Origin of the sequence: Pseudomonas sp. F8002, from assembly GCF_013385495.1 — a bacterium.
Lineage (GTDB): Bacteria > Pseudomonadota > Gammaproteobacteria > Pseudomonadales > Pseudomonadaceae > Aquipseudomonas.
On record NZ_JACAPW010000002.1, the window covers coordinates 100,561 to 115,436 of the forward strand.

Consider the following 14,876-nt stretch of genomic DNA (forward strand, 5'->3'; position numbering starts at 1 on the left):
CACCTCCCGCAAGAGGTGCCCGCAAAAATCCATAGCGTGGCGGCGCAGATCCGTCAGAGCGCGCCGGGGCGGTATTCGCCGAAGGTAGAGTCATGCTTGACCTCGGCCACGTTGGCCTTGGTCACCACCTGGGTGCCGGCGTCGACAAAGTTCGGCACCGACTTGCCGGCCGCCAGGGCCCGCGCCGCCTCAATGGCGACCTCGCCCAGGTAGCGTGGGTCGTTGAGGGCGGTGGCCACGTATTGATCGCCGCTCTGGATGGCATTCAAGGCCTCGGACAAGCCGTCGATCCCGGCCACGAGGACGTCTTTCTTGCCGCTTTCGGTGAGCACTTGCAGCGCGCCCATGGCCATGTCGTCGTTATGCGCGATCACCGCCTTGAGGTCCGGGTGCGCTTGCAGCAAATCCTGCATTGCCGTGACTGCGTTGGCGCGCATGTACTCGCTGTAGGGGCCGTCGATGATCTTGAAGTCGGTGCCGGCCAAAGCGGTGTGGAAGCCCTTGCGGCGTTCTTTCATCACCGTACCGCCGGCGTCGCCCTGGATCTCGATGATCTTGCCCTTGGTCACACCGCGCTGCTTGAGCGCTGCAAGCAGCGCCTTGCCGGACAGCTCGCCCATCTCGGCATTGTTACGGCCAATGGTGGTGGCGACCGGGGCATTGATTGCGCGGTCGACGGCAATCACCGGCACCTTGGCGCGTTTGGCGGCGTCGAGGGCCGCGCCCACGGCGTCGGGGTTCACGGCGTTGATGATGAGGATGTCGACCTTGCGGGTCAGCAGGTCCTGGATATCGTTGTTCTGCTTGCTGATATCGCCGTTGGCGTCGAGGAAGATCAGCTCATCGCCGCCCTTCGCCGCTGCAGCCTTGGCGCCGTCGCGCAGTTGTACGTAGAAGGGAGATTGCAGGGTGACCTGGCTGAAACCGATCTTCAGATCCTTGGCCTGGGCGTTCAGCGCCAGCGCCGAGGCCGCGACAGCCAGTGCAAGGGCCAGCACATGAACAGGTTTACGGGCTATCTGGAGCATGGTGATTCCTATTTTTATTGTTGTCAGGATTCGGGCACGGCCTTCAGGGAGGCCGTGCTCACAAATGTGAACCGCGATCACATTTGAAAAACTATGCCTTGCTCCGGAGAGTGTCAAGGCCAATTTGTTAAATTCCGAACAAATGAAATAAAAATCACAATGCTGTTTGAGTCAGATCAGCAGGATCGCCCCGCTGTCCCTGATCACCTGCTGCTGTGCCGCCTCGAGCCCGGGGTCGCTGATCACCCGCTGGAAGTCCGACAGCTCGGCAAAGTGTGCCGCACGTACTTCGTCGAACTTGCTGTGGTCGGCCACCAGCACGCAGGTCTGCGCCCGCGCCATGACCCGGCGCTTGACCTCCACTTCGTTGAGGTTGTAGCAGGTCACACCGTGGGCGGCGCTGACGCCGGCCGCGGAAATGAACGCCCACGCCACACGGATGCCATCCAGGATGCCCGCCTCGGCATGGCTCTCGAAGACCATGTTGCGCCGGTGAAAAGTGCCACCGCAGAGGATGATGGTGCAGTGGGGCTTTTGCTGGAGCTTGAGCAATACGTTGAGGGAATTGCACAGCGCGGTGAACTCCAAGTCATCCGGCAACGCCTCGATAATGAACGGCGTGGTGGTGCCGCAATCGATAAACACCGTGTCGCCGGGGCGCACCAGGCTGGCGGCCAGCACGCCGATCTGACGCTTCTCGGCGACGTGGCGCTGGTCCTGTTCGGCGACCTGGTAATCGGGCTCCGGCGGCCCGCTGCGGGTTACGTGCCCGCCCAACAGGCGCAGGCCCTGGGGGCTGTCTGCCAGGTCGCGGCGCAGGGTCATTTCCGATACACCCAGCAATGCGGCCATGTCACGCAAGTGAATCGCCGACTCGCCCTGCAAGGCCTTGTGCATGGCCCGAAATCTTTCGCTTTTCTTTGAATCCACTGCGTTCCAACCCTCGTTGAATGCGTGCCCTTGATCAGGACAGTCACAAATTCCATTTACAATGTTATTTATTTCACATTTAATGCATCCAACTTAACACAAACCGCCTTTTCCCAGCACCTCATCCTTACAGGACACTTGCCATGCCGACTGATCCGTTGCCGCTCGCAGCCTATATCGACCACACCCTGCTGGCCGCCGATGCTTCCCAGGCGAGCATTCGCCAACTGTGCGCCGAGGCCCGCGAGCATGGCTTCAAGTCCGTGTGCGTCAACAGCGCCAACGTGCCGCTGGCCGCCGAATGCCTGCGCGACGCCGCGCCGTTGGTCTGTGCCGTCGTCGGCTTCCCCCTGGGTGCGGGCTTGAGTGCAGCCAAGGCTTATGAGGCAAAGCTTGCGATCGAGGCCGGTGCAGGCGAGATCGACATGGTGCTGAACATCGGCTGGCTGAAGGATGGCCTGCTGGACCAGGTACGCGACGATATTGCCCAGGTGCTGGCGGCCTGCGGCGCGGTGCCGCTGAAAGTCATCCTCGAGACCGGCCTGCTCGATGACCAGCAGAAAACCCATGCCTGCAGCCTGTGCCGCGAGCTGAACGTGGCGTTCGTCAAGACCTCCACCGGTTTCGGCCATGGCGGCGCGACATTGGCGGATGTGCGCCTGATGCGCGGCGTGGTGGGGGCGCAGATAGGCGTGAAAGCGTCGGGCGGCGTGCGCGACCTGGCGACGGCCCAGGCGATGATCGAAGCCGGTGCTACGCGCCTGGGCAGCAGCTCCGGGATCGCCATCGTCAGCGGCGCAAAGGCGGCCGCGGGCGCCTACTGAGTTGAGTGCAGCGCTGGCGCCCTTTCACAACCCTTTCACAGTCGGGCGCCTATGGTCATCTCAGCTCCTGGTGAAAACCTTTAAGCCCGCGCTCCCCATCGCGGGCTTTTCTTTGCCCGGAATTTATCCGCAGGTCAGCTACAGCCGGCGTGGCGGTGAGCCGGCGCAGGCCACGCCCTCCAGGCAGAATACAAACGGGGCTACCACTTGAATTTCGCCTTTGAGCAGCATTGAGGGTGGAGGCGCAGGCACTGGCGACGCCGCCGGAACGAATCTCTCCACGGCGCTGACGAACAGATCCGAACCTGTATGGCTGATGACTTTGTGCCGTATCAGGTTGCCTTTGGCGTCGACCACGAATTCAACCCTGACCAGGCCGGTCAATCCTTGCAGGCGAGCTTCTTCGGGGTACGACTTGAAGTGATTGAGGTGAGTGAGCAACTGGTATTCCCATAAGCGTTGTTCTGCCAGTTGTTCCCGGGTGGGGCCGCTCGTGCAGGCACAAAGCAGTAAGACAAGTGCGATCCAGCTGTATTTCATAAACGCAGTTCCGTTGACGTTTGGTGTGCAAGGTGAGGCTAATCAAGGCTCGGTGCGTCAGCGTGTTATCCAGGTCGAACAGAATGGCCCGTGGGTACACGAATGCTTCTTGTGGAAAACCAAATCTGCCTCTCAGGCGGTGGTACTGACGATGGAACCGGTACCGCTTCCACCGTCGGAAGTCAGTGCCTGCAACAACGCCGAGGACGCAGACTGCAATGCAGCTGCCGTTGCGGCAATCTGCGCCTGGGCGGCAGCCACGGCGGCCGCTTTGGCGTCTGCGCTTTGATTGCTGGCCTGGGCCTTTTGCATGTTTTGCTGCTGCTCTTGAAGCTGCTTTTGCAACTCCGCAATCTGCTTTTTCAGCGCCTTGACGGTGTCGGACTCCTGCGACGTGGATGCCGCCTGGCCGCCACCTGCAGCGGGCGCACTTTTGGCACCCGTGTCCGGGTTGAGACTCAAGGTTCCAGAATCTTCGGTCTTGGAGCTATCGCTGACGCTGGCCGGACTTGGGTTGGCGGGTACTGAAGCGAGACTGCTGACGTTAGTGATCATGTCAAATATCCAATTCCGGTATCGATGTTAATTGATCGGCGCTTAAGCTGATTACTTTAACCCGTTATCGACCTTCCCGAACCTGGCTACAGCGACGGACCGATTCAGCGGCGAGGTCTCGAAAAGACGTTGACCAGGCTTCCATCCGGATCACGCAGCAATACCGAAGTGTTGCCCCATGGCATGACTGTCACCGGCATCACCACATCAGCCCGACCGATACGCAGCAGGACGGCCTCGACATCATCCACTTGAAACTCCAGGATCGCCGACCGGTTGCTGGCGGCGACTGCCAGTCCATCGTTGTGAAGGCGGACCAGGCGCTCATCGGCTATGGCCAGGACGACGCCGTCGAGGTGAATTTCAGCGAACCCGTCAGCCAGGTGCCTTGGCTCGACAGTCGAGAGGTTGTGATAGAACTGAACGAGCCGTTCAAAGTGGTTGGTAACGAGACGAACAGACGAGAATTTCATCATTTGACCTGACAGGAGTGAGAGAACTCACCTTAATTCAAGCCCGCGTCAGTTCCTGACAGTAGCGTTGTCATCAGTCGATGATCACATCGCGACCCTAAGATGAAACGGTGAACAGTTGCGGCGAGCTGGCCCGGCGTTTGATTGCCGGGCCAGAGGGCTGAGTCAAAGCAATACAGTAGCAAGCATGCCCAAGGCGCCGAGGACAAACCCGATGAGTGCGCCACGCCCTGGTGCTTCATGGAACAACGCCCAGACCACCACGGGCTCGAGCAGCAACAGGGAGGTGACTGAGACCACGGTGACGACCCAGATATCACCGACCGCCACGTAACCCAGCCAATACGCACCCAACAGGCAAAGCCCGGCAAAACACATCAGCACAACGGGAAGAACGAACGCCTCCCATGAACCATGCCCTGTCTGGGCGAGCCTGGCGGTGACCACCTCGCTGTAGATTGCACAAAACTCCCCCACCACCATCAACCCTAGAGCAGAAACTCCGAGTAGTTCTTTGGACATATCAAAAACTCCTTCGTATTCAACGCAATATTTTTCAGCTCCCAACGAGCAATGCCGCTGCCCAGGAGCGTGTTGCAGTGATACGAAGCAGCCTTGAACAGGCCTGAATTACCGAAGTGCTTTTCCATGCTCATGTCCTTCAAAGGGTGAGTCTCAGCGCCCGGAAAAGGGCGCTCGCTGCGATCATACGTTCCGACAGCCCGCCTGAACAACCTGCCCCCTCTCGGTCTGCCGCGAAGTGCTTCTGCAGGATCAGTAAGCGTTGAACCAGTCGGGGTGCACAATCGGAAAGTGCTTTTTCAGCCAATCCACAAATGCATTCACCTGGGGTGCAAGATGGGATCGGCTGGGGTAAAGCACGGAAACCAGGCGCGGTGCTGGACGAAATGCGCCGAGTACTTCAACCAGTTCTCCACTGGCGAGGTACGCCCCGACGGTAATCCCCGGTGCTTGAATAATGCCGAAGCCTGCAACGCCGCATTGAACGTAAGCGTTGGACTCGTTCACGGTGATACCGCCGCGTGGAGTGTGTGGATGGTCCTCGCCCGCCATCGAAAAGTGCCAGGGCAGCGGCCTGTTGTTTTGACCCGAAAGAAAGCCGACGCACCGGTGGCCGGCAAGGTCCGCCAGGGTTTCCGGTACCCCGCAGGCCTGGAGATAACTTGCAGATGCACAGGTCACCATGATTGCGCTGCCTATTTCCCTGGCTACCAGGCTGGAGTCCGGGAGATCACCGATTCGCAATACGCAATCGATGCCTTCCGCCACCAGGTCTACCCTGCGGTCGGTCACGCCGAGTGCCAGTTCGATCTCGGGAAATGCCTCGGTAAATTGCCTGAGGCTTTCCATGAACCCGTGCTGGGAAAACGCCGTGGGAATATCAATCCGAAGCCGCCCACTCAGCGTCGAGCCACTGCGGTCGAACATGGAAGTGGTTTCTGCGATGGTGGCCAGAATCTCTTTGACACGCTCGTAAAATCGTTCGCCCTCAGCCGTCAGCTTGACTTTACGCGTCGTGCGCTGGAACAGGCGCACACCCAGGGACGCCTCCAGTTCCTGAATAGTGCGCGTGACATAGGGACGGCCGGTCTGCGTCGCCTCCGCGACTTTTGTGAAGCTGCCCAACTCCGCCAGCTTGGCAAATACCTGCATCGACTGTAGAAGCGCCATACGTCTCGTCCTCGGGAAGCCGCTGAAGGGTTGATTGTTGCTCTCCAGAATAACAATGCTGTTGGATTCTGCCCATTTATGCCGCGCTGCGAAACCTCAACAATGGCCCCAACAACAAGGAGGCACTTGCCTCCCCTGCCCATTCACCGTTGCTGGAGACAGAAAATGAAAGCGTGGCTTCTGAAAGATTTCGGTTTGGACAACCTGGTACAAGGGGACGCCGAGACCCCCGTCCCCAAGGCGGGAGAGCTGCTGGTAAAGGTGGGGGCCGTTTCGCTGAACTTCCGGGACAAGGCCATCGTCGATGGCATCTATGAGCCCCACAAGGTGCCCAAGCCATTGATTCCCGTCAGCGACGCGGCAGGCGTTGTCGTAGCAACAGGTGACGGTGTCAGCCGTTTCGCTATTGGCGACCGGGTCAACTCGCATCTCTACTCCCGCTGGCTGGACGGCATGCCTGGGCCGGATGAACCCGACTACTGCTTCGGCTCGCCTTTGCCCGGCGGCCTGGCGCAATATATGATCATCCATGAGGACAGCGCAGTACGTGTCCCCGACAACCTGTCGGATGAGGAAGCCGCGACTCTTCCGATTGCCGCATTGACGGCCTGGTACGCGCTGGTTGATTTCGGCCAGATCGAGGCGGGCCAAACGGTGCTGGTTCAAGGTACCGGTGGGGTTTCGGTTTTCGCTGCGCAAATCGCAACCGCCCTCGGCGCCAAGGTTATTGTCACCTCCAGTCGGGATGAAAATCTGGAGGCGATGAAAAAACTGGGGGCGGTCGCCAGTGTGAACTATCGCACGCATCCTGGCTGGGCAGAGGAAGTCCTGAAACTCACCGATGGCAAGGGCGTGGACCTGCTCCTGGACGTCGCAGGCGGAGATGGCATCAATCAATCGATCGCCGCGACCAGGGTCGGTGGACGTATCGCCCAGATCGGATTCCTGACGGGCCAGACGTCTGCATTGAACCTGATGCCGATGATATTCCGGCAAACAACCATTCGCGGCATTGCCGTAGCGCCGCGCTCATCGTTCGACCGCATGAACGCGTTCCTGAGCGAGCACAGGATTCGCCCGGTAATCGACCGTGTGTACGCCTTCGATCAAGCGCGCCAGGCATACGAACACTTGGCCAGGGGCGCCTTTGGCAAAGTGGTCATCAAGGTCGGGTAAAGTCGACCGCCGGGCGTTTCACACAGGCAGGTGATTGCTGCGGGATTTGCCCAGGCGGTTCACGAATGACACCAATGGTCGTTCAAAGACCGGTTCCTGTTATTTATGGAGCAACACAGGTTTGGTGTAGTCGAAAAGAGGCTTTGCGACTAAACCGGTATAGGGGACATCGCCAAATGAGCAAGGGTAGTCCCCCTACCCCCACGGTGGCCGAACACCCGGCGCACCCGGCACATTGAAGGACCGACGCCATGCAGAACCTCAAGATCGCGACATTCAATGTCAACGGCATAAAGACGCGACTGCCCAACCTTCTGCAGTGGCTGGAAAAGGAGCGCCCGGACATCGTCTGCCTGCAGGAACTGAAGGCGCAAGACAACGCGTTCCCCGCTGGAGAACTTGAGGCGGCGGGCTATGGCTCATTGCACCATGGCCAGGCTTCCTGGAACGGAGTGGCAATTCTCGCGCGGGATTCCGAACCCCTTTTGATCCATAAGGGCTTGCCGGGAGCCAAGGACGACTCGCAGTCTCGATACCTGGAAGCGGCTGTCCATGGCGTGATTGTCGGATGCCTGTACCTGCCCAACGGCAACCCTCAACCCGGGCCAAAATTTGATTACAAGCTCGCGTGGTTCGAGCACCTGATCTCCCACGCTGCAACACTGCAGGCCAGCGAACATCCGGTGGTCCTCGCGGGTGACTACAACGTGGTGCCCACCGACCTGGACATCTACAACACCCGCTCATGGCTCAAGGATGCCCTCCTCCAGCCAGAAAGCCGTGAGTGCTTTCAAAGGTTGCTTTCCCAGGGCTGGATCGACTCGCTGAGGCACCTGTACCCGGAAGAGCGGGTGTACACGTTTTGGGATTATTTCCGTCAGCATTGGCAGAAGAATTCCGGGCTGCGCATCGACCATCTGCTGCTCAACCCGGTACTCGCCCCGTACCTGAAAAACGTCGGCGTAGATGCATGGGTACGGGGTGAAGAGCATGCCAGTGATCATGCGCCGACATGGATCGAGATCTCATCACGGCAAACCCGGTCAAGAAAGAAGCCAAAACGCAGTTGATCACAAGCCACGACGCAGACTATCGGCACGCGTGCCGGTCCCCGACTCACCCATCCCAAGGTGTGATCCGGGCTTACTGATGGGGCACGAATTTCGCGAGCATCAGCCAGCGACTTATGGCCGCAACGAGTTCAGTCTTGCACTCCACCGGCAGCCAATGCCCGCCAGGCAGGCTCGTCACTGTGAGGTCTGCGCAGGCCGCGCGCATTGGATCGCCCAACTGATTGCCGTTGATGGTATTCATCGGGTCGTAATCACCGTTCACAAACAGGACGGGCATGGACAGGCGGCCGCCATTGGGTGCGCGATGGGCGTATTCGATGTTGGCATCGTCGTTCAGATACCACGCGCAGGGCGTGCGGAAACCATGCTCCTCGAACGTGCGCACCAGTGCCGCGAAGTCCGTCTCGGGCCAGAGCGCCGGGTCTGGTGGGGTCGGGGGAGCCCGGTGCGCTTCGCCAAACCGCCCGCCTTTGCGGGTCACTTCGGCATTGGAGGCGACCCTGGCGATGTTCGCAGGGTTGCCTCTTCGATAAATCGACGCCAGCGATGCTGCTTTGTCCGCGTCAAGATCAGCCACGGCGGACGCAAAATGCGTGTTGTAGTAGCGGTAATAGTCCCATTGGCCGTCTGGATACTGGTCGACCGGGTAAATCCCTCGGTCAACCAGCGGTATGAGCGTCGCCAGCGCGTTCGTCGAAGGAAAGTACGGAACCGAAACCAGCACAACGCCGCGGCTGCGCCAAGGTTCATGGGCGACCAGTTCACCGGCCACGACGCTGCCCCAATCGTGGCCCACCCAGATGGCGGGCGTTCCATCGAGATGGTCATGCAGCTCTGTCATGTCTGCGACGATGTTTTCAATCGTGTACGCATTGATCGCGGCCGGCGCCGAAGAGCCGCCATAGCCGCGCATGTCGGGTGCGACGCAGTGCCAGCCTTGGGCAGCGAACGCTTCCATCTGTGCACGCCAGATCAAACCGAGTTCGGGCCAGCCATGCAGGAACATCATCAATGCCCCATCGGCAGGCCCCGACTCCAGATAATGCGTTGTGTGACGGGGCGTACTGAAGATGCGCGAAGTCAGCTTGAAAGTGGACATAGGATCTCCTCATGTCATACCGGCGCGATGTTTCACTGTAGGTCACCTCGAGTGCGTGTGCACCACTGCCCGCGTATTTTCAGGCAGCACTTATCCTGGGATCGGGAGCAGAAGAACTGAAGCAACCACACGTCAATCAACGTTGTAGAAAATTTGAATTAGCCAGTTGCCCCGCCGGTCAAGAATTATGAACGCAGTAAATCTGACGAGGTAACAGCAATGACTATCCAGGCAGAGACACTCGTACAACTGACCGAAGCCCTGCAAGAGCGAGGCATGCATCTGGTCTCAGATGTTCACTTCACCCGCGCGCCCTATCGGCAGAATCACCTCTGGGTCTGCACCGTAGCGTAACGATCCCTTATGATGCATGCCTGCCAGAAGGTCGCCAACCGCGACAGATGGATCAATGCGAACACTCTTATGGATAAGCCCGATGCGGATCAACGTTCTGACAATTTCCCTGGCCACCTTGATGATGACCGGGTGTGCCAACCATGGCGCCAAGCCTTCGACGCACGCGCTGGCGACTCAAGATAACGTAGTTGGCATCTGGGCCATGGTTCCTCTGCGCAACGGAATTGCCAACGTGGTCGAATACAGCGCCGATGCCAAGGCCACCTTGCATCCATTCAACTGCGCTGAACCCGGGAAGCACCAGGAAAAAGAAGTGAGCGACTTCAAGGTGTCCGACGATGGAAAGGTCATCCATCTCAAATCACCTTCAGACAACTTCGACCTGAAGGTCCTGGCATTCGACCCGCAGACCATGACGCTGAGCATGGATGTTTCGGATACGAGCCTGACCTTCAACTACGTAAAAGTCAGTAACGTCGCACCGCTGTGTGCCCTTTATCCAAACGCCGCCGCTGAAGCTGCGCGCAAAACCCCTTTCAAGGCCAGTGACTTTGTAGCGGATCCCGGGATACCTGCCCACTCCGGTATGGAGCGATATATTGGCAAGTGGGCAGATGACAAAGGCGAGCTAGAGGTAGAAGTCATCATGGGTCCCAACGGCAGTGCCTACCTCTACATGGCTTCCAGCAAAAACTGGCACTTCCTGTACAACGAGGTGCATTGGGTAGGCGACGAACTGCATTTTGAAAGCTATGCCTATTCAGACCTTCCCTCTCTTTACAGCCACCCTTTCCATAAATCCAAGACCCACAGCATTCTTCAGCCGAGCGGCGACGGAGGATTACGTTATTCGATCTTTATCGATAAGCGCCGGTACGAATTTCCATTGAACCGCGCGAAGAACTGAGGTTGAGGTAGCGCACTACTGTTGCGATGACCGGGCGGTGCATCTGCAACGCAGGAGGCAAGGAAGCCTCGCAAACGGAGTGGATTGCGGACCCGTTGAACAATTGCCGACCGGAAACAAACAAGGGCTTGCATCAGCTTTCGCCCGCAAACCCTTGGTTTTAGATGGTGCCCGAAGCCGGAATCGAACCGGCACGCCCTTACGAGCGGGGGATTTTAAGTCCCATGCGTCTACCAGTTTCGCCATTCGGGCGGTAGCGCTATGCAGCAGGCCAAGCAGCGTTAAAAGCCCTTGAGCGTTGCAGCAGGCTAGGGAATATATAGATCCAGCCCCCTCGATGCAAGGTCGGGTGCGGGCTTTTTCAAACAATCAAGCGGCGCCCTGGCAAACAAAAAAGCTCGCCAGATCAGTCATCTACAGATTTTGCAGGCGGGAGTGGGCAATGGCGATACCGACCGCTTCACCAGGTGCCGCACCCGTGCCCCACGTGCATCAGGAAAAATAAGTCATTACCGCAATAACCACTGAAACCCAAACCAGGGTCATCAAAAACGACAGCGCAGCCAATGTCTTGCCCATTTGCCTACTCGCCCCGATGAAATCACTTCAAGGAACCCTCCCAGCGCCGCTTGAGAATAGCCATGCACGACGCAGTTCGCCTTCAACCTCCCACGAAAATCGTGGATACGATACTCCGCGCAAAAGGTTAGTTCCTTCACCAGCTTCACCCACAAGGCACCGAGCCGCTGTTTATTCCCTGATACCCCAAAATGATCATCCCCGGCTTTCCTGCTCCTGCGGCGCCCCGGCCCATCTGATACGCTTTTTTCTTCTGCATCTGCCCCTGTATCGAAAACCGCCCTGCCCTGACAATACTCCCACTCCCGACACGCCCGTGGAGCCCGGCAGGAACCGTCCTGCCGGCCCGTTCATTTCGGAGGCCTTATGGCTAAGATGGCATTTTTCCTGTTCGGTTTTCTTGCGCTGACCATCGCAATTGGTCTGCTGGCCACCATCTCACCGGTCTAGGATCCATGGCCTGCTGACGCAACCCGCTGGAGGTCAGAGGGCGTGTCAGCCGGCAAAAAACATCGGATACAACGACAGCACCAACAGCCCCGCCATCGACCAGTTGAACACCCGCAACCAGCGTGGCTCGCGCAGTACATTGCGCAAGCCGCTGCCACAGCCGGCCCATACGCAAACGCTGGGCAGGTTTACCAAGGCAAACACCGCAGCAATCAACAGCACGTTGGTGACATAACCCTCGGCAGGCGTGTAGGTGGTGATCGCGCCCAGCGCCATGACCCAGGCCTTGGGGTTGACCCACTGGAAGGCCGCCGCGCCAAGAAACGTCATGGGTTTGCGCTTGTCATCGGTGTCATCGGACATCGCACTGGAGGTTGCAATCTTCCAGGCGAGGTACAGCAAATACGCCGCCCCCACATAACGCAATACGGTGTAGGCCCACGGCAACGCCTTGAACACTTCTCCCAGGCCCAGGCCCACGGCGATCACCAACAACATGAAGCCAATGCTGATGCCCAGTGCATGGGGGATCGAGCGAATAAAACCGAAGTTCACCCCGGACGCCAGCAACATGGTGTTATTGGGACCTGGGGTGATTGAGGACACAAAGGCGAACAGCGCGAAGGCTGAAAGCAGGCTTGAAGACATGAGCATGGCGCGACATCCGAACGAGTACTGTGGCCGTGACAGTAGAACGTTGCGCCAGCCTGCGCCCCGTACAGCTACGGGTAGATACGGTCATACACTTCGCCAGGCCTGCCAACAAGCGCCCTCCAACCAAACTGCCATTGGTTTGCCTTCATTGATCGGTATACTTGCGCCCTTCTCTGCACCCTGTGCTGAACACATCCTGAAAGGACACTCGATGAGCAACTACCTCGACCGCGCGCTGACGGGCCTGCGGACCCTGGGCATCAATCTTCTGCAGCCGGTTCCAGACGCACCGGTACTGGTATTGCTGGACCGCGTGGCCCAGTACGACACCGCCAAAGTCACCGCTATCGCTGCCGTGCTGCAACAGTCGACCACCTTTAACAGCGTGGTTCGCGAGCAGATCGCCGGCATGGATATCTCCACGCGCTTCATGGACATCACCCAGAGCTTCACCTCGATTCGCGAAGACGCTGCGGCCATGGCGGGCTGGATGGATGATGGGCGCCTGGATACGCTGGAGAAGCTCAAGCTGAGCTGGATGAACCTGCGTCGTGGCTCGATCCCCAGCCGCTTCAGCGAGATCCGTGAAAACTACCTGCAGGTGTGCAAGTCGGCCAATGACCAGATCTCCCGGGAAACGGTGATTCTGGAGGCCTACCTGGATTTTCGCATGGCCATGAAAGCGGCCGAGGTCGATGCCCAACAAGTGCTCGCCCTGGCCGGCCAGGTCCTGGAGCAGCGTACCCAGGCCTTGAACGAGGCCAACGCCCAAGTCACGGCTGCCGAAACCCTGGCGCCGGCCGAACGCGCGGCCTTGGAATTGCGCCGTGACGAAGCCGTACGCGCGCTGCAGGACGAAGACAAGCGCTACCAGATCGTCAAGGACATCGCCGATGACCTGAAGGTCGGCTACAACACGGCCGAAATGGTCTTCGCCCGGATCAACCAGGTGCATGTGATCAAGGAGCGCCAGTACCAGCGCATGGTCTCGTTCTTCTCTACCAACGAAGTGGTGTTGACCGGCCTCGCGGTGTCGTTCACCAGCAACAGTGGACTGGCCGAAGCCACCAACACGCTGAATGCCACCACCGACGGCATGAGCAAGGGCCTCGAAGCCCTGGGCAGCACCGGCAACACCCAATTGGAAGCGGCGGTCAAGGCCAGCTATGGCTCCACCATCAAGGTCGACTCGGTGCGCGCCCTGGCCGACGCCACCCTGAGCTTCCAGACGGACATGCGCGGCCTGACGGAAACCTACCGAGCTGAATCCAGCAACGCGTCCCGTGACATCGCCGAAGCCGTCGAAGAGGCCAAACGCAAGTTCGCCGCATTGCTGACCAAGGCCGCTTGATGAGCGACATTCTTCTCTCCGAGCAACTCGGCGCGATGGCGCTGGTGGATCAACTGCGCCACCAACAGATGGCGGTGGAAAAGGACTTGAGCCTGCCCCAACGCCGCGCAGAAGTGGCGGCGCGCATCCGCGAGTATTACCAGAACAACGGCATTCAATTTACCGAAGCGCAGATCGATCAGGGCGTGCGCGAATTCTTTTCCAAACGCCTGGTGTTCGAGGCCCCGGAACTGAGTGCGCTTGACCGCTTCTGGAGCAAAGTACTGCTCAGGCGGCATCGCGGCATACTCGTCATCCAGCTCATCGCGGTCACCTTGCTGGTGGTGCAATGCAGCCGGGTGATGGTCGCCAGACACGAGATCCAAGAGGCTCAAAGAGCGGCCATCGCCGTCGAGACGAACGCGGCACAAAAACAATCAGACATCGCCCACCTGAAGGCTCGCCTGAGCGCCGTGCAGCAGGACCCGGCCTATATTGAGGGCGGCGACCTGTTCAGTGCCCTGCCCCGCCTGAATACCAAGGCCGAACATGCCCTGGCCATGGTCGATACCTCCGGGGTCGATTACGCCAGTGAGCAGATCGGCGTGCTGGAGGCGTTTTTAGCCAAGGTCAAGGCAGTCCAGCCGATGACCGACCAGCTCAACGAGTTGACCCGCAAAGTCGCCGACATTCACCTGCCCGCTGCCGACAGTAAAGCGACGCGGGGCATGCAGGCCGAATTGGTCATGATCAAAGACCTCATCGGGAAATTCGAAATCGAAAAAGCCGGCGGTCAACTCAGGGCCCTGCGTGCCAACACCGAACTGATTCCAAAGGAGGTGACCATTCGGGTTGTCGACCGGCCCGGCACGCCGTCCGGTGTCGAGCGCTGCTACGACAAGGCGCTGTGTAATTCCAATCCTGGTTCGACCCAGGGCAAGAGCTGGTATTTGGTTGTCGAAGCCGTCGACCTGTCGGACAGGCCGGTTCTGCTGCCCACCGTCAGCAGTGAGACCGGCACCGGCGCGTGGGCCAGCCAGTTCGCTGTGCGGGTACCGCAGGCCGAATACCTGAAGGTCAAGGCCGACAAACTCGACGACGGCCACCTGACCAACCGTGTAGTCGGCCGCAAGCCAGCCGGCAGGATGGAAGTCACCTACTTGAGCCAACGGACCACCGACCCGCTCGAAACGATATTGGAGTGGTGAA

At 59.1% G+C, this 14,876-nt stretch carries 16 protein-coding genes and 1 tRNA gene; 7 read left to right on the forward strand and 10 right to left on the reverse strand.

What is annotated here, in order from left to right:
* Positions 1-53: 53 nt before the first annotated feature.
* Entirely contained in the window at positions 54-1,028 is a 975-nt protein-coding gene (locus HX811_RS02780; protein ID WP_003207745.1) for a substrate-binding domain-containing protein, read from the reverse strand.
* A 171-nt stretch (positions 1,029-1,199) separates the two neighbouring features.
* Positions 1,200-1,958 (reverse strand): DNA-binding transcriptional repressor DeoR, encoded by a 759-nt coding sequence (gene deoR, locus HX811_RS02785; protein WP_008435058.1) that lies wholly within the window; start codon positions 1,956-1,958, stop codon positions 1,200-1,202.
* A 143-nt stretch (positions 1,959-2,101) separates the two neighbouring features.
* Between deoR and deoC the strand changes: the two genes are divergently transcribed.
* Positions 2,102-2,782, forward strand: a complete 681-nt coding sequence (deoC, locus tag HX811_RS02790) for a deoxyribose-phosphate aldolase (RefSeq protein WP_003207741.1) — start codon at positions 2,102-2,104, stop codon at positions 2,780-2,782.
* Between the two features lie 138 nt (positions 2,783-2,920).
* On the opposite strand, the gene HX811_RS02795 is transcribed toward deoC, so the two are convergent.
* The 5 genes from HX811_RS02795 to HX811_RS02815 form a co-directional block, all read right to left on the reverse strand.
* Positions 2,921-3,322: a TonB family protein gene (locus HX811_RS02795; RefSeq protein WP_003207740.1), complete on the reverse strand. Its 402-nt coding sequence runs from the start codon at positions 3,320-3,322 to the stop codon at positions 2,921-2,923.
* 132 nt (positions 3,323-3,454) lie between these two features.
* Complete coding sequence (locus tag HX811_RS02800; RefSeq protein ID WP_003207738.1) at positions 3,455-3,877, reverse strand: hypothetical protein; 423 nt, start codon at positions 3,875-3,877, stop codon at positions 3,455-3,457.
* A gap of 104 nt (positions 3,878-3,981) precedes the next feature.
* A complete protein-coding gene (locus HX811_RS02805) occupies positions 3,982-4,350 on the reverse strand; it encodes a VOC family protein (protein WP_102370267.1) in 369 nt (122 codons plus the stop codon).
* 165 nt (positions 4,351-4,515) lie between these two features.
* Complete coding sequence (locus HX811_RS02810; RefSeq protein WP_032899360.1) at positions 4,516-4,833, reverse strand: hypothetical protein; 318 nt, start codon at positions 4,831-4,833, stop codon at positions 4,516-4,518.
* 291 nt (positions 4,834-5,124) lie between these two features.
* Positions 5,125-6,024, reverse strand: a complete 900-nt coding sequence (locus HX811_RS02815; protein WP_177045043.1) for a LysR family transcriptional regulator — start codon at positions 6,022-6,024, stop codon at positions 5,125-5,127.
* 183 nt (positions 6,025-6,207) lie between these two features.
* Here HX811_RS02815 and HX811_RS02820 point away from each other — a divergent pair, with 183 nt between their 5' ends.
* Together HX811_RS02820 and xth are read left to right on the forward strand one after the other, a co-directional pair.
* Positions 6,208-7,218, forward strand: coding sequence for an NAD(P)-dependent alcohol dehydrogenase (locus HX811_RS02820; protein WP_177044619.1), 1,011 nt, complete (start codon positions 6,208-6,210; stop codon positions 7,216-7,218).
* Between the two features lie 251 nt (positions 7,219-7,469).
* Positions 7,470-8,288, forward strand: coding sequence for an exodeoxyribonuclease III (gene xth / locus HX811_RS02825; RefSeq protein ID WP_102368989.1), 819 nt, complete (start codon positions 7,470-7,472; stop codon positions 8,286-8,288).
* A gap of 73 nt (positions 8,289-8,361) precedes the next feature.
* Here xth and HX811_RS02830 read toward each other — a convergent pair whose 3' ends face one another.
* Positions 8,362-9,390: an alpha/beta fold hydrolase gene (locus HX811_RS02830; RefSeq protein WP_177044621.1), complete on the reverse strand. Its 1,029-nt coding sequence runs from the start codon at positions 9,388-9,390 to the stop codon at positions 8,362-8,364.
* 219 nt (positions 9,391-9,609) lie between these two features.
* Here HX811_RS02830 and HX811_RS31905 point away from each other — a divergent pair, with 219 nt between their 5' ends.
* Entirely contained in the window at positions 9,610-9,744 is a 135-nt protein-coding gene (locus HX811_RS31905) for a hypothetical protein (protein ID WP_023658805.1), read from the forward strand.
* 82 nt (positions 9,745-9,826) lie between these two features.
* Positions 9,827-10,654, forward strand: coding sequence for a hypothetical protein (locus HX811_RS02835; protein WP_177044623.1), 828 nt, complete (start codon positions 9,827-9,829; stop codon positions 10,652-10,654).
* Between the two features lie 165 nt (positions 10,655-10,819).
* On the opposite strand, the gene HX811_RS02840 is transcribed toward HX811_RS02835, so the two are convergent.
* A tRNA-Leu gene (locus tag HX811_RS02840) sits at positions 10,820-10,906 on the reverse strand.
* Between the two features lie 822 nt (positions 10,907-11,728).
* A complete protein-coding gene (locus HX811_RS02845; RefSeq protein ID WP_032899362.1) occupies positions 11,729-12,337 on the reverse strand; it encodes a LysE family translocator in 609 nt (202 codons plus the stop codon).
* A 211-nt stretch (positions 12,338-12,548) separates the two neighbouring features.
* Here HX811_RS02845 and HX811_RS02850 point away from each other — a divergent pair, with 211 nt between their 5' ends.
* Complete coding sequence (locus tag HX811_RS02850; RefSeq protein WP_177044625.1) at positions 12,549-13,688, forward strand: merozoite surface protein 3b; 1,140 nt, start codon at positions 12,549-12,551, stop codon at positions 13,686-13,688.
* A complete protein-coding gene (locus HX811_RS02855; protein WP_008435073.1) occupies positions 13,688-14,875 on the forward strand; it encodes a DUF6384 family protein in 1,188 nt (395 codons plus the stop codon). Before HX811_RS02850 ends, HX811_RS02855 begins: the two co-directional genes overlap by 1 nt.
* Position 14,876: the final 1 nt, after the last annotated feature.

Coding starts and splice junctions, on each gene's coding strand:
- HX811_RS02780 (WP_003207745.1), bottom strand. CDS start 1,028: ATGCTCCAGATAGCCCGTAAACCTGTTCATGTGCTGGCCCTTGCACTG.
- deoC (WP_003207741.1), top strand. CDS start 2,102: ATGCCGACTGATCCGTTGCCGCTCGCAGCCTATATCGACCACACCCTG.
- HX811_RS02795 (WP_003207740.1), bottom strand. CDS start 3,322: ATGAAATACAGCTGGATCGCACTTGTCTTACTGCTTTGTGCCTGCACG.
- HX811_RS02800 (WP_003207738.1), bottom strand. CDS start 3,877: ATGATCACTAACGTCAGCAGTCTCGCTTCAGTACCCGCCAACCCAAGT.
- HX811_RS02805 (WP_102370267.1), bottom strand. CDS start 4,350: ATGAAATTCTCGTCTGTTCGTCTCGTTACCAACCACTTTGAACGGCTC.
- HX811_RS02810 (WP_032899360.1), bottom strand. CDS start 4,833: ATGGTGGTGGGGGAGTTTTGTGCAATCTACAGCGAGGTGGTCACCGCC.
- HX811_RS02815 (WP_177045043.1), bottom strand. CDS start 6,024: ATGCAGGTATTTGCCAAGCTGGCGGAGTTGGGCAGCTTCACAAAAGTC.
- HX811_RS02820 (WP_177044619.1), top strand. CDS start 6,208: ATGAAAGCGTGGCTTCTGAAAGATTTCGGTTTGGACAACCTGGTACAA.
- xth (WP_102368989.1), top strand. CDS start 7,470: ATGCAGAACCTCAAGATCGCGACATTCAATGTCAACGGCATAAAGACG.
- HX811_RS02830 (WP_177044621.1), bottom strand. CDS start 9,390: ATGTCCACTTTCAAGCTGACTTCGCGCATCTTCAGTACGCCCCGTCAC.
- HX811_RS31905 (WP_023658805.1), top strand. CDS start 9,610: ATGACTATCCAGGCAGAGACACTCGTACAACTGACCGAAGCCCTGCAA.
- HX811_RS02835 (WP_177044623.1), top strand. CDS start 9,827: ATGCGGATCAACGTTCTGACAATTTCCCTGGCCACCTTGATGATGACC.
- HX811_RS02845 (WP_032899362.1), bottom strand. CDS start 12,337: ATGCTCATGTCTTCAAGCCTGCTTTCAGCCTTCGCGCTGTTCGCCTTT.
- HX811_RS02850 (WP_177044625.1), top strand. CDS start 12,549: ATGAGCAACTACCTCGACCGCGCGCTGACGGGCCTGCGGACCCTGGGC.
- HX811_RS02855 (WP_008435073.1), top strand. CDS start 13,688: ATGAGCGACATTCTTCTCTCCGAGCAACTCGGCGCGATGGCGCTGGTG.